We start from the raw sequence: 12,682 nt of genomic DNA on the forward strand, positions 1-12,682 counted from the left end.
CGCCGGGCGGTGGCGATGGAGCGGAGGCACATGCCCCGAGGCTGGCGGCGGAGGGGCATCGCCGGGCGGTGGCGATGGAGCGGAGGCACATGCCCCGAGGCTGGCGGCGGAGGGGCATCGCCGGGCGGTGGCGATGGAGCGGAGGCACATGCCCGGAGGGTGGTGGTGTAGGGGCATGGCCCGGCGGCGGCGGTGGAGCGGAGGCACATGCCCGGAGGCTGGCGGCGGAGGGGCATGGCCCGGCGGTGGAGTGTTGGGGCATGGCCGGGGGGTGCGGCGGAGCGGCAGGTGCGACCGTTTGGAGCCTTGCGCGGCCCCGGACGGGGGGGCCACGGTGGGGGCTTGCGGGCGGGTGCCCGCCGGGGGCGGGGAGTGCGGCATGACCGAGGCAGCGAGCGGGTTCGGCAGAGTGGTGGGAGCGCTCCCGGTACGGCGGGCTCTTCTAAGCGGAGGGGTGGACCTGCCGGGCGACTTGCCTGTGATGGGCCGAATTCTGGTGCGGCCACTGCCGATGGTCCCCTCCGGCGGCGGCCCGCCGCGCACTCCTCCTGACTGGGGCGGCGCCGCGGCGCAGCCGTCCCGCACCCCCACACACCCGCTCGGCACCGACGCACAGCGGCGCCGCGGCGCGGTGCGGCCAGCCCGCAGCCACCCGGCGTCCACTCCCCTGGCACCTGCGGCCGGGGGCGGCACCGCCGCGCGCCCACCCCACGCACCCACGCGGGTCGCGCGATGACGGGCACCGCGGCGCGGGCCGCCGCTCCGGCCATCCATCCGCTTCCCCAGTTCGCCGCCGGGCCGGTCGGCGTCGTGCTCGCGTTGCAGGCCCTCGTGCTCAGCGTCTTGTCCGGGCGGTACGGGTTCCACCGCGACGAGCTGTACTTCCTCGCCGCGGGGAAGCGGCTCGACTGGGGATATGTCGACCAGCCGCCGGTCACCCCGCTGCTCGCCAGGGCCGGAACCGCCATGTTCGGCGACAGTCCGGCCGGTGTCCGCGCGCTGGCTACCGTCGCCGCACTCGCCACCGTCCTCCTCGTCGCGCTCGTCGCCCGGGAACTAGGTGGCGGGCGCAGTGCCCAGACCCTCGCCGCGGGCGCGGCGGCGCTGTCCTCGTTCGTGCTCGTCGTGGGTCACATGCTCGGCACCGCGACCTTCGACCTGCTGGTGTGGGTGGCGATCGGGCTGCTGGCGCTACGACTGCTGCGCACCGGCGACGGCCGGTGGTGGCTCGCGATCGGCGCGGTCGCCGGCGTGGGCCTGGCCAACAAGTGGCTGGTCCTGCTGCTCCTGTCCGCGCTCGGCCTCGCCGTGCTCGTCACCGGGCCGCGGCACGTCTTCCGCACCGCGTGGCTGCCCGCGGGCGTCCTCATCGCCACCGCGCTCGCCGCGCCCGTCGTGTGGTGGCAGGCCACCCACGGCTGGCCCCTGCTCACCGTCGCGGGCGGCATCAGCGAGGACGACGGCGCCGAGAACCGCATCGTGTTCGTCCCGCTCCAGCTGGTCTACCTGTCGCCGGTGCTGGTGCCGGTGTGGATCGCCGGCATGGTGCGGCTCTGGCGCGACCCGCGGCTCCGCTGGGCCCGCGCGCTCGTCGTGGCCTACTTCGTGGTGTGCGTGGAACTGCTCGTCCTCGGTGGCAAGCCGTACTACTCGATCCCGCTGCTGGTGCTGCTGATGGCCGCGGGCGCCGAACCCACCGTGCGCTGGCTCGCCCGCGGACGCCGCGCGGCCCGGCGGTCCCTCGCCGGCGCCCTCGTGGTGCTCGGGGCCGCGATGTCGCTCGTCGTGGCGCTGCCGGTGCTGCCGCCGGACGGGCTGAACCCGGTGCTGGCGATGAACAAGGAACAGGGCGAGCAGGTCGGCTGGCCGGAGTTCACCGCGACGGTCGCCGGGGTCTGGCGACAGCTCCCGGAGCCGCAGCGGGCCACGGCGGTGATCCTGACGCGCAACTACGGCCAGGCCGGCGCCATCGAGCGCTACGGCCCGGACCACGGGCTGCCGCGGCCCTACTCCGGCCACATGTCCTACGCCGACTGGGGCCCACCGCCGGACAGCCACACCGGGCCGGTCGTCCTGGTCGGCGCGACCACCATGGCGGGCGTCGACGACTGCCGCGTCGCCGCGGAACACGACAACGGGCTCGGCCTCGACAACGACGAACAGGGCACCGTCGTCACGGTCTGCGGCGTGCTGACCCGGCCGTGGTCGGAACTGTGGCCGCAACTACGCCACTTCTACTGATCCGCCTTTTCGGACACGCCCGGAATTCCCCCGATCGAGGCACTTTTCACTCTATTGTGCGCGGGCGACGCCGCGATTCGTGGAGGTGCCCATGCGTTATCAGGTGCTGCGCCCGCCGTACTGCTACCGCTGGGCCGTCCTGATCTCCGTGGTGCTCGTGACGATCTCGCTGATCATTTCGCTGTCCTGGTCCGGCGCCGAAGGCACCCCCGCCGCACCCCGGCCCGAAACCGGGCAACCGGTCCGCGCCACCGCCACCCCACCACCCGCGCCCGGCGCCCCCGTCCGCACCACCGCCAGACCCGGCCGGTTCGTCGCGCTGACCTTCGACGACGGCCCTGATCCCGCCTACACACCGCAGATCCTCGACCTCCTCGCCCAGCACGGTGCGGTCGCCACCTTCTGCATGGTCGGCACCCAGGTGCGCCGCCACCCGGAACTGGTGGAACTGGTCGTGCGCCGCGGAATGCGCCTGTGCGATCACACGGTCAGCCACGACGAAGAACTCGCGAAACGCAACGAAGCGCGCATTTCCGCGGACATCACCGGAGCGCTCGCGGATCTGCGTCTCGCGGCCGACGGCGACGTTCCGGTCCCCTATTTCCGCGCGCCCGGCGGCAACTGGTCGGAAACGATCACCGCGATCGCTTCCCGAGAAGGGATGACGTCATTGGGCTGGTCGGTCGATTCCCGGGATTGGACGCTCCCGGGGACGCAAGCGATCGTGGCGACGGTGCGGCAGGCCGTGCACCCCGGCGCGGTAATCCTGCTCCACGACGGCGGCGGACAGCGGCGGCAGACCGTCGCGGCCCTCGCCGAACTGCTCCCCTGGCTCGTCTCGCAGGGCCACCAGTTCGACTTCCCGGCCACCTGACCAACGGATTTCAACTCACAGTTGACGTCTTCAACAGGCAGTTGTAGCGTCCCTGCTCATCGTTCGATCGGGTGAGGAGATGCGATGTCTGCGAGGTCACGGGTGACGCGCTGGGGCGCGGTGGTCGTCGGCTGCCTGCTGCTCACGGCAGCCTGCGGTGGCGGTTCCGACGGCGCCGGGAGCGCCCCCGCCACCGGATCGGACGTGCCCGACACCGCGGCGATCCTGCAGGGCGTCACGAAGGACGCGCAGCTCGCGGCGGGCCTGCCGGCTCCGGTCACGCAGGCGGGCAAGCTCAACATCGGCTCGAACATGCAGTCCGCGCCGAACAACTTCTACTCCGCCGACGGCAAGACGCCGGTCGGGTTCGAGGTGGACATCGCCAAGGCCGTCGCGGCCAAGCTGGGCCTGACCGTCCAGCACACCGACATGCCGTTCGGCTCGCTGATCACCAGCCTGCAGTCCGGCAGGCTCGACCTGACCATGGCCGGGATGAACGACACGCAGGCCCGCCAGCAGCAGATCGACTTCGTGGACTACTTCACCTCCGGCATCACGATCATGGTCCGCAAGGGCAACCCGGACGGGATCACCGGCCCGGACTCGCTGTGCGGCAAGACCGTCGCGGTCGTGCAGGGCACCAGCCACCAGACCTTCGCCGCCGAGCAGAGCGCCAAGTGCGTCCAGGCAGGCAAGCCGGAGGTCACCACCACCGCCACCGACAGCGACTCGCAGAACCAGAACCAGCTGCGCACCGGCCGCGTCGCCGCCATCCTCAACGACCTGCCGACCGCCGCCTACGTCAGCAAGAACGCGGGCGGCGGCGAGTTCTTCGAGGTCGTGCCGGGCGAACCGATCAACGGCGGGCCGTACGGCATCGGCGTCAACAAGGCCAACCCCCAGCTGCGGGACGCCGTCGCCGGCGCACTGACCGCGCTCGTCGACGACGGCACGTACGGCCGGATCCTCGACGCGTGGGGGGTCAAGCAGGGCGCGATCACGAAGGTGACCGTCAATGCCGGAAGCTGACCTGACCACCCGGGCGCCGCAGGCCGAACTGCCCATCGTGCGCCTGCGGCACTGGGGCCGCTGGATCTCGGCGGTGGTCATCGTCGCCCTGCTCGCCGGGCTCGGTGTGGTGCTGGCGCAGGCGCAGATCCAGTACGACACGGTGCCGGAGTTCCTGTGGTACCACGTGATGCTGGTGGGCCTCGTCAACACCGTCCTGCTCGCGGTGATCGCGCAGGCGGTGGCGATCGTCATCGGCGTGGTGATCGCGTTGATGCGCCGGTCGGCCAACCCGGTCGCGCGCGTCGTGGCCGCGGTCTACATCTGGCTGTTCCGCGGGCTGCCGGTGCTGCTGCAGATCCTGATCTGGTTCAACCTGGCGCTGGTGTTCGAGTTCGTCTCGATCCCGCTGCCGTTCGGCGGCGGATACCTGGTGCACGAGCCGACGAACGTCATCGTCAGCGCGTTCGTCGCCGCGCTGCTCGGCCTCGCGCTCAACGAAAGCGCCTACATGGCCGAGATCGTGCGCGCCGGGCTGAACAGCGTCGACCGCGGGCAGACCGAGGCGGCGAAGTCGATCGGCATGACCCCGGCGATGACGCTGCGGCGGATCGTGCTGCCGCAGGCGATGCGGGTGATCATCCCGCCGACCGGCAACGACTTCATCAACATGCTCAAGGGCACCTCGATGGCGTCGGTGATCGGCGTGACCGAGCTGATCCACGCCGCCAACAACATCTCGTCCAACAACCTGCTGGTCATGGAGACGCTGCTGGCGGCCGCGATCTGGTACATGGTCGTGGTCACCGTCGCCAGCGTCGGCCAGCACTACCTGGAACGCGCGTTCGCCGGCGACCAGCGGTCCGCGCGGCCGTGGTCGCGCGTCGGCCGCGCCCTGACCACGCTGCGGAGGGCCTGACATGACCGAACCCCTGCTGCGCGCGGTCGGCGTGCGCAAGCACTTCGCGGGCACGGAGGTGCTGCGCGGGATCGACCTGTCCGTCCACAAGGGACAGGTGGTGTGCCTGCTCGGCCCGTCCGGCGCGGGCAAGAGCACGTTCCTGCGCTGCGTCAACCACCTGGAGACCATCGACGGCGGCCAGGTGTGGGTGGACGGCGAGCCCGTCGGGTTCCGGCTGCGCGGCGGGAAGCTGCACGAGCTGCGCGAGCGCGACGTCGCCCGGCAGCGGCGGGACATCGGCATGGTGTTCCAGCGGTTCAACCTGTTCGCGCACCGCACCGTGCTGCAGAACGTCACCGAGGGCCCGGTCCGGGTGCGTGGCGTGTCCCCCGCCGAGGCCCGCCGCACCGCGCTGGAGCTGCTGGACCGGGTCGGCCTCGCGCACCGCGCCGACGCCCACCCCGACCAGCTCTCCGGCGGCCAGCAGCAGCGCGTCGCGATCGCGCGGGCGCTGGCCATGAAACCGAAGCTGATGCTGTTCGACGAGCCGACCTCGGCGCTGGACCCGGAACTGGTCGGCGAGGTCCTGGAGGTGATGACCTCGCTCGCGGCCGAAGGGATGACAATGGTCGTCGTGACACACGAAATGGGGTTCGCGCGGGAGGTGGCCGACGAGGTCGTCTTCATGGCCGACGGCGCGGTCGTGGAGACCGGGCCGCCCGCGCAGGTCCTCGGCGCGCCGGAGCACGAGCGCACCCGTCAGTTCCTGGCGCGCATCCTCTGATGGCCAGGATCTCGCCAAGCTACCTGCTCCAGTTCGACGAGCCCGCCGGTTACCTGGACTTCGCCCGCTACGGCCCGCCCTCGCACGCGGTCGTGGACACCACCGCGCGACTGCTGGACTCCTCGGCCAAGGCCGGGCCGTCCACAGTGGACGACCTGATGCGGCAGGAGATCCGCGCGAAGGCGGCCGTGGCGCGGTTGTGCGGCACCGACACCGACCACGTCGTCCTGCTGCCCAACACCAGCCAGGGCCTGTTCCAGGCCGCGTTCAACGCCCCGGCGGGCGAGGTTCTGGTGTCGGCCGCGGAGTTCCCGGCCAACACCTACCCATGGGCGCGCGCCGAGGAGGTCGGGCGGATCACGCTGCGGCGAATGCGCTGCCGTCACGTGACCCCGGAGGTGGTCGCGAAGGAGCTGGGCCCGGACACGGCGGTGGTGTCGGTCAGCGCCGTCGACTTCCGCACCGGCTACCGCGCGGACCTCGCCGCGCTGCGGGAAACCGTGGGCGACCGGCTGCTCGTGGTCGACGGCATCCAGGGCTTCGGAGTGGTCGAGGCACCGTGGGACGCGGCGGACGTGCTGGTCGTCGGCGGACAGAAGTGGCTGCGCGCGGGCTGGGGCACCGGGTTCGCGGTGCTGTCGGACCGGGCGCTGGAGCGGATGCGGCCGGTGCTGTCGGGCTGGACCGGCGCGCACGACGCCGGCCTGTTCGACGACGAGATCCACCCGCCCGCGGAGTTCGCGGCGTCGTGGTCGGTGAGCAACCTGAGCCCGGTGACGTCGGGCGCGTTCGCCGCGGCGCTGGAACTGGTCGAGGAGGCCGGGGTCGCGGCGATCGAGTCGCGCATCGGCGAGCGGGTGGGCGAGCTGGAGGAGATGCTGCGCTCGCTCGGCGCGGAGATCGTGTCGGCGACCGACCGGCGCGCCGGGATCCTCGCGTTCAGCCTGCCCGGGCACCCGGCGGAGCGGGTCGGGGCGGTGCTGGCCGCGGAGGGCATCGCGGCGACCGTGCGCACCGAGCACGTGCGGCTGTCCCCGCACGCGTCCACACCGGTGTCGGCCGTCGAAGCCGTCCGCACCGCGCTGGAGCACCTGTCCCGCCCGCTGCGTGCCAGCCGGGTGCCGTCCGCGGCCGCCACCGATTCGGTGCTGTCCGCACTGGTCCCGGCGGTGAGCGGGCTGGCCGCGATGCTCGGTCCCGGCAACGAGGTCGTGCTGCACGACCTGTCCAAGCTGCCCGACTCGATCGTCGCCATCGCGGGCGGGATCACCGGCCGCGAACCCGGCGGACCGATGACGGACCTGCTGCTCGGGCTGGTCCGCCGCGGCACCACGCACGACCTGACCAACTACGAGACCCACGGCCCGGACGGCAGGCCGATCCGCTCATCGACGATCTTCCTGCGCGATCCGGACGGCGTGGCGATCGGCTGCCTGTGCGTGAACAGCGAGGTCACGCAGGGGCCGGCGAGCGAGGTGCGGTCGGAGAGCTTCCCGCCCGACGTGGACAGCCTGCAGCGGTTCCTGGTCGACCGGGCGGTCGCCCAGGCCGGAATCCCGGTGGGGCTGATGAAGAAGAAGCACAAGGCCGCGGTGGTGCGGGAGCTGGACGAGGCCGGGTTCTTCCTGATCAAGGACGCGGTGGATTTCCTCGCCGGTGAGCTGGAGGTCACCCGCTACACCATCTACAACTACCTGAACGAAATCCGCGGTTGAGTGGACGGCCGGGCGACCGGCGGGGACGCTGGGGGGATGACCACGCAGGATCTCGCCGGCGTCTTCGCCGCGGTCGCCCGGCGGCTGGAGCCGGAACCGGACCTGGACCGCACCGTGTCCAGGCTGGTCGAAGCCGCGATCGCGACGGTTCCGGGCGCGGAGGACGCGGGCGTCTCGCTGCTCGAGCGGGACCAGGTGCGCTCGATCGGGCCGACCAGCGAGCGGGTGGCCAAGCTCGACCAGGCCCAGCACGAGCTGTGCCAGGGGCCGTGCACGGACGCCGCGTTCGAGGGCGACCTGTACCGCAGCGGCGACCTCAAACGCGACGACCGGTGGCCTGCGTTCACCGTGGCGGCCACCGAGCTGGGCGTGGTCTCGATGCTGGCGGTGCGGCTCTACACCGAGCGGACGGTGCTCGGGGCGCTGAACATGTACTCCGGGCAGCCGGAAGCGTTCGACGCCGCGTCGGAGACGGTGGCGGAGGTGTTCGCCGCGCACGCGGCCGTCGCCCTCTCCGGGGCGCGCAAGCAGGCCCAGCTCGTGACCGCGCTGGACACGCGGGACACCATCGGCATGGCGAAGGGCATCCTGATCGAACGCCACCACGTCGACGGTGAGCGGGCGTTCGGCATGCTCGTCGAGGCCTCCCAGCACGCGAACGTCAAGCTGCGGGACGTGGCGGCGTGGCTGATCCAGGAGGCGTCGGGGGCATAAGCCGGGCCCGCCCGGGGTAAGCCGGTTTCGAACACACCGGCGAACGGAGGCAGGGGTGACCGGACCGCAGAACCCGGAGAAGGACCCGCAGGAGTGGACCACGGGCGAGGAGCAGATGACCGGCCCGCAGCGCTCGTACCTGCAGACACTGGCCCGCGAGGCCGGTGAGGAGCTGCCGGAGGACCTGACCAAGGCCGAGGCGTCGCAGCTCATCGACCGGCTGCAGGAGAAGACCGGCCGCGGCACGGACAACTGAGCGTGACCGGCGCCCGGGGGGCACGCGGAACCGGAAAAACGCGAGCCTTTCGCACGCGTGAGCGTGGGACTCGCGGGCAGGTGGCGCGAGCCTTCCGGGCAATTGCATGCCCGGGCGCGGGAAGGTTCACCGCGCGGGTGGGGATCGTTCCACGAAGGGACATCGGGACGTCAGACGTGATCACCAGGCTGGGCGCGACTTTTCAGCCCAGGAGGCGGTATGTCCGACAGATCCCCATCCCCCGGTCTCGCTCGCCGGACCCTGCTGCAGGCCGCGGTGGGCACCCCCGTCGCGGCGGCGGCCGTGCTCGGCGCGCAGCCCGCTCAGGCCGCGGAGGCCGCGGGCGGCCCGGCCGACGCCGAGAGCCCGCGGTTCACCCTCGCGGTCGTGCCCGACACCCAGTACCTCTTCGACGAGGGCGGCTCGGACCCCGAGCCGGTCCGCGCGACCTTCCGCCACGTCATCGACCGGCGCCGGGAGGACGGCATCGTCTTCCTCGCGCACCTCGGCGACGTCACCGAGCACGGCACGACGACCGAGATGCGCCTCGCCGACGACGTCTTCCGCACGATCGACGGCCGCATGCCCTACAGCGTCCTCGGCGGCAACCACGACGTCTCCGGCGACGACCAGCGCGGCGACACGCCCTACCTGCGGACGTTCGGCCCGCGGCGCTTCACCCGCTCCGCCACCTACCGGGGTTCCTCGCCCGACGGGTACAACAGCTTCCACATCTTCCGCGCCGCCGGCCGGCAGTGGCTGCTGCTCGCGCTGGACTGGCGCGTCTCGGACGCGGGCATCGCCTGGACGAAGAGCGTTCTCGACGCGAACCGGGGCCTGCCGACGATCCTCACCACCCACGACCTCGTCTACCCCACCGACGGTGGCGGCGCGCACCTGTCCGACCACGGGCAGCGGCTGTGGGACCAGGTCATCCGCCGCTACGACCAGATCTTCCTGGCGATGGGCGGGCACTACTGGCCCACCGGCCGCACGACGCTGACCAACGACCACGGCAACCCCGTGGACCTGCACATCACCAACTACCAGGACCGCTACTACGGCGGCGCGGGCATGCTGCGGTACTACGCCTTCGACCTGGCCCGCGGCGTGATCGACGTCAGCACCTTCTCCCCCTGGCTGCAGGCGCGGCGCGACCCGACCGCACTCGAAGCCGAGACCCACGAGCTGACCGGCGACACCGACCGGTTCACCGTCGAGGTCGACTTCGACCGCCGGTTCCCGCCCGCGCCGTTGCCCGCCCGGCCCGCCGCGAAGGTCGTCATCCCCGGCACGGTCGCGTACTGGCGCTTCGACCGCGAAGGGCTCACCGGCGCGGACGGCAGCCCGGTCGCGGCCGGCGCCGTGGCGCGGGACCTGTCCGGCAACGGCAACGACCTCACCGTCACCCGCCTGCACGACGGGCCCGCCGACGTGCTCACCTTCTCCGCCGACCACCACCGCGCCGCGCCAGGCCACGGGAGCCTGCGCTTCGACGGCGGGCAGAACCCGGACCGCGGCGCGGTGCTGCGGACCAGCGCGAGCGCGCCGCTGGCCCGCGCGCGGTTCGAGAACGGCTACACCATCGAGACGTTCATCAAGCTGCCCGACCCGTTCGTCGGCGACCACGCGTTCATGGGCATCCTGAGCTGGGAGGGCCGCAGCGGCGACGCGGGCAAGACCAGCGGGTGGTCGCAGGACGAGCCGACCTGCAGCCTCAACCTGTCCGGAGAGCGCTTTCTGCAGTTCGTGGTGTACCCGGTCGACCGGGACGCCGACCCGACGTCGTGGAGCCACGCGCTGCCGGTGGGCCGGTGGACGCACGTCGCGGTGGTCAACGACGGGCGCCGCACGGTGACCTACGTCGACGGCTCCCGCATCGCGCGCAACGCCGCCGAGGACTCCAAGGGCATCACCACGCTGGGCAAGCCGTTCGCGATCGGCGGGACGCAGTTCGCCGAGAAGTACGGCCAGGGCTACTACGGCTGGCTGGGCGACACCCGCATCGTGTCGCGCGCGCTGCGGCCGGACCAGTTCCTGACGCGCTGAGAAACGGCCGGGATCCGCTCCGGGTCCCGGCCACTCAGGACAGCTTCGCGACCCAGCCCAGCGGCAGGTGCCGCATGGCGAAGCGCAGCGGGGCCCACGGCCAGGCCGGCGTGTACGCCTCGGCCCGTTCCCGCTCGATCGCCTTCACCATGGACGCCACGCCGGGCTTGGTGTCGACCAGCAGCGGCGTCTTGCGCACCCGCGCGTTCATCTCGGACCGGATGTAGCCGGGGAAGATCGTCGTGACCCGGATACCGGTGCCGAGCGTGTCGGCGCGGATGCCCTCGGCCAGCGCGGCCACCCCGGCCTTGCTCGCCGCGTAGGTGGTGAGGTTGCGTGGCAACCCGCGCATCGCGCTCATCGACGAGATCACCACCAGGTGCCCGGACCCCTGCTCGCGGAAGATCTCCATCGCGGCCTCGCACTGGGCGAGCGCGGCGACGAAGTTCACCTCCGCGGTCTGCCGGTTCGCGGCGAAGTACCCGGTGCCCAGCGGCTGCCCCTTGCCGAGCCCGGCGTTGACCACGATCCGGTCCAGCCCGCCCAGTTCGTCGCGCAGTTCGCGGAACACCCGGAACACCGCGTCGTGGTCGGTGACGTCCAGACCGCGAACCGCTACTGTGACACCGGGATGCGCCGACGTCACTTCCCCGCGCAGGGCTTCGAGCCGCTCGACCCGCCGGGCGCACAGGGCGAGATCCCGGCCGAGCGCCCCGAACTGCCGCGCCATCTCCTCGCCGAGGCCGGCGCTGGCGCCGGTGATCAGAATCCGCTTTCGCACGGGGGAAAACCTATCCGCCGCCGGACTTCGTCGCAGCGTGACAAATATCGTGCCGCGCGGACCGAATGACGTTCGGCTCCTTCCGCTTGCCGTGATCGGCCGTAACATGAACGACTGCCCGACGTCACGAAGGGGGTCGTTCGTCCTGGTAGAGAACCGGAACGCGGAGCTGCTCGCCTCCGGGCCGCGCTGGGTCGCCGTCGAACTGCGCCCGCACGCCGGGCGGATCGCGGCCGCGATCATGCAGGAGGTCCGGCGGTCGGTGCCGGCCTACGCGCGTCCGCTCACCGGGACGTTCGGCCGGGCGTTCACCGAGGGCGTCGAGCAGGCGGTCCGGCACGTCATCGAGAGCATCGGCAACCCGGCGATCAAGCACCACGACTGGATCGAGCTGTTCCGCGAGCAGGGCAGGCGGGAGTTCGCCGACGGCCGCAGCCTCGACGCCCTGCAGGCCGCGGCCCGCATCGGCGCGCGTGTGGCGTGGCAGTACGTCGCGCCGGTGCTGCGCAAGGCGGGCGCGTCGCCGCAGGTGCTGGCGCACGCGGCGGAGATCATCTTCGCCTACGTGGAGGACCTGTCGGCCATCGCGCTGGACGGGTTCCACGAGGCGCAGTCCAGTTCCGGCGGCACCATCGAGCGGCGGCGGCGGCAGCTGCTGGAGCTGATCCTGTCCGGCCGCCCGGCTGGGCCGGAAACGCTGGCGAACATGTCGAAGGGCGCGGGCTGGGCGCTGCCGGACAAGGCCGCGATCGTCGCGCTGGAACGCGCCGAGGGCACCGCCGACTTCCCCGTCGAGCTGCTGGACGACGAGGTGCTGGTGGACCTGGAGAGCACGCAGCCGTGCCTGCTGACGACCCGGCCGAAGCGGCACCTGTTCCCGCTGACCGGGCGCTGGAACGGCTGGCGCGCGGCGGTTTCGCCGACGGTCCCGCTCGCCGACGCGCCTGCCGCGCACCGCACCGCCCGGCGCGCGCTCGCGCTGCTGCCCGCGTGCTCGGCCGACGACCCGATCACCTGGTGCGTCGACCGGCTGTCCGCGTTGTGGTTGCTCGGCGAGGACTTCCTCGCCGCCGAGGTGGCGCGGCAGGCGTTGCGGCCGCTGGACGAACTGGGCGGCAAGCAACGCGACCGTCTCGGCGAGACACTGCTCGCGTGGCTGGAAACCCGTGGCGGCGCACCGGAAATCGCCAAGCGGCTGCAGGTGCACCCGCAGACCGTGCGTGCGCGGCTGCACCAGTTGCGGGAGCTGTTCGGCGACCGGCTGGACGACAGCGAGGACCGGTTCAGCATGCACTTGGCGTTGCGCGCGCAACGGCTCGCCGCGCGGGGTGAGCCGTCGTGAGCGTGCGGATTTGTCAC

Annotated in this window: 11 protein-coding genes; 10 read left to right on the forward strand and 1 reads right to left on the reverse strand. The window is 72.2% G+C overall.

Annotated features, from left to right (window positions below; genetic code table 11):
- The first annotated feature begins 732 nt into the window (after positions 1-732).
- The 9 genes from ABZ193_RS17725 to ABZ193_RS17765 all read left to right on the forward strand — a co-directional run bounded on the left by ABZ193_RS17725 (position 733) and on the right by ABZ193_RS17765 (position 10,542).
- Positions 733-2,241 (forward strand): glycosyltransferase family 39 protein, encoded by a 1,509-nt coding sequence (locus ABZ193_RS17725; protein ID WP_354710645.1) that lies wholly within the window; start codon positions 733-735, stop codon positions 2,239-2,241.
- Between the two features lie 91 nt (positions 2,242-2,332).
- Positions 2,333-3,115: a polysaccharide deacetylase family protein gene (locus tag ABZ193_RS17730; RefSeq protein WP_354710646.1), complete on the forward strand. Its 783-nt coding sequence runs from the start codon at positions 2,333-2,335 to the stop codon at positions 3,113-3,115.
- Between the two features lie 84 nt (positions 3,116-3,199).
- Positions 3,200-4,144: an ABC transporter substrate-binding protein gene (locus ABZ193_RS17735; RefSeq protein WP_354710647.1), complete on the forward strand. Its 945-nt coding sequence runs from the start codon at positions 3,200-3,202 to the stop codon at positions 4,142-4,144.
- Positions 4,131-5,042 carry an amino acid ABC transporter permease gene (locus tag ABZ193_RS17740; RefSeq protein WP_354710648.1) on the forward strand — a complete coding sequence of 304 codons (912 nt, stop codon included), beginning with the start codon at positions 4,131-4,133 and terminating at the stop codon, positions 5,040-5,042. The genes ABZ193_RS17735 and ABZ193_RS17740 overlap by 14 nt, the downstream gene beginning before the upstream one ends.
- A 1-nt stretch (position 5,043) precedes the next feature.
- A complete protein-coding gene (locus tag ABZ193_RS17745) occupies positions 5,044-5,808 on the forward strand; it encodes an amino acid ABC transporter ATP-binding protein (RefSeq protein WP_020422558.1) in 765 nt (254 codons plus the stop codon).
- Positions 5,808-7,523: an aminotransferase class V-fold PLP-dependent enzyme gene (locus tag ABZ193_RS17750; RefSeq protein ID WP_020422559.1), complete on the forward strand. Its 1,716-nt coding sequence runs from the start codon at positions 5,808-5,810 to the stop codon at positions 7,521-7,523. The genes ABZ193_RS17745 and ABZ193_RS17750 overlap by 1 nt, the downstream gene beginning before the upstream one ends.
- 36 nt (positions 7,524-7,559) lie before the next feature.
- Complete coding sequence (locus tag ABZ193_RS17755; RefSeq protein ID WP_354710649.1) at positions 7,560-8,237, forward strand: GAF and ANTAR domain-containing protein; 678 nt, start codon at positions 7,560-7,562, stop codon at positions 8,235-8,237.
- 55 nt (positions 8,238-8,292) lie between these two features.
- Positions 8,293-8,493 carry a DUF3072 domain-containing protein gene (locus ABZ193_RS17760; RefSeq protein WP_020422561.1) on the forward strand — a complete coding sequence of 67 codons (201 nt, stop codon included), beginning with the start codon at positions 8,293-8,295 and terminating at the stop codon, positions 8,491-8,493.
- 219 nt (positions 8,494-8,712) lie between these two features.
- Positions 8,713-10,542, forward strand: coding sequence for a LamG-like jellyroll fold domain-containing protein (locus ABZ193_RS17765; RefSeq protein WP_027936546.1), 1,830 nt, complete (start codon positions 8,713-8,715; stop codon positions 10,540-10,542).
- Between the two features lie 34 nt (positions 10,543-10,576).
- Here the strand turns inward: ABZ193_RS17765 and ABZ193_RS17770 are convergent, their stop codons facing one another.
- A complete protein-coding gene (locus ABZ193_RS17770; protein WP_020422563.1) occupies positions 10,577-11,323 on the reverse strand; it encodes an SDR family oxidoreductase in 747 nt (248 codons plus the stop codon).
- 106 nt (positions 11,324-11,429) lie between these two features.
- Between ABZ193_RS17770 and ABZ193_RS17775 the strand changes: the two genes are divergently transcribed.
- Positions 11,430-12,665, forward strand: coding sequence for a PucR family transcriptional regulator (locus tag ABZ193_RS17775; protein WP_020422564.1), 1,236 nt, complete (start codon positions 11,430-11,432; stop codon positions 12,663-12,665).
- Positions 12,666-12,682: the final 17 nt, after the last annotated feature.

The sequence above is a fragment of the Amycolatopsis sp. NPDC006125 genome (assembly GCF_040614195.1).
Lineage (GTDB): Bacteria > Actinomycetota > Actinomycetes > Mycobacteriales > Pseudonocardiaceae > Amycolatopsis_E > Amycolatopsis_E tucumanensis.

Excerpts from the sequence above, each read along its gene's own strand:
- ABZ193_RS17755 (WP_354710649.1), top strand. The coding sequence starts at position 7,560 with ATGACCACGCAGGATCTCGCCGGCGTCTTCGCCGCGGTCGCCCGGCGG.
- ABZ193_RS17765 (WP_027936546.1), top strand. The coding sequence starts at position 8,713 with ATGTCCGACAGATCCCCATCCCCCGGTCTCGCTCGCCGGACCCTGCTG.
- ABZ193_RS17745 (WP_020422558.1), top strand. The coding sequence starts at position 5,044 with ATGACCGAACCCCTGCTGCGCGCGGTCGGCGTGCGCAAGCACTTCGCG.
- ABZ193_RS17750 (WP_020422559.1), top strand. The coding sequence starts at position 5,808 with ATGGCCAGGATCTCGCCAAGCTACCTGCTCCAGTTCGACGAGCCCGCC.
- ABZ193_RS17730 (WP_354710646.1), top strand. The coding sequence starts at position 2,333 with ATGCGTTATCAGGTGCTGCGCCCGCCGTACTGCTACCGCTGGGCCGTC.
- ABZ193_RS17775 (WP_020422564.1), top strand. The coding sequence starts at position 11,430 with ATGAACGACTGCCCGACGTCACGAAGGGGGTCGTTCGTCCTGGTAGAG.
- ABZ193_RS17735 (WP_354710647.1), top strand. The coding sequence starts at position 3,200 with ATGTCTGCGAGGTCACGGGTGACGCGCTGGGGCGCGGTGGTCGTCGGC.
- ABZ193_RS17725 (WP_354710645.1), top strand. The coding sequence starts at position 733 with ATGACGGGCACCGCGGCGCGGGCCGCCGCTCCGGCCATCCATCCGCTT.
- ABZ193_RS17740 (WP_354710648.1), top strand. The coding sequence starts at position 4,131 with ATGCCGGAAGCTGACCTGACCACCCGGGCGCCGCAGGCCGAACTGCCC.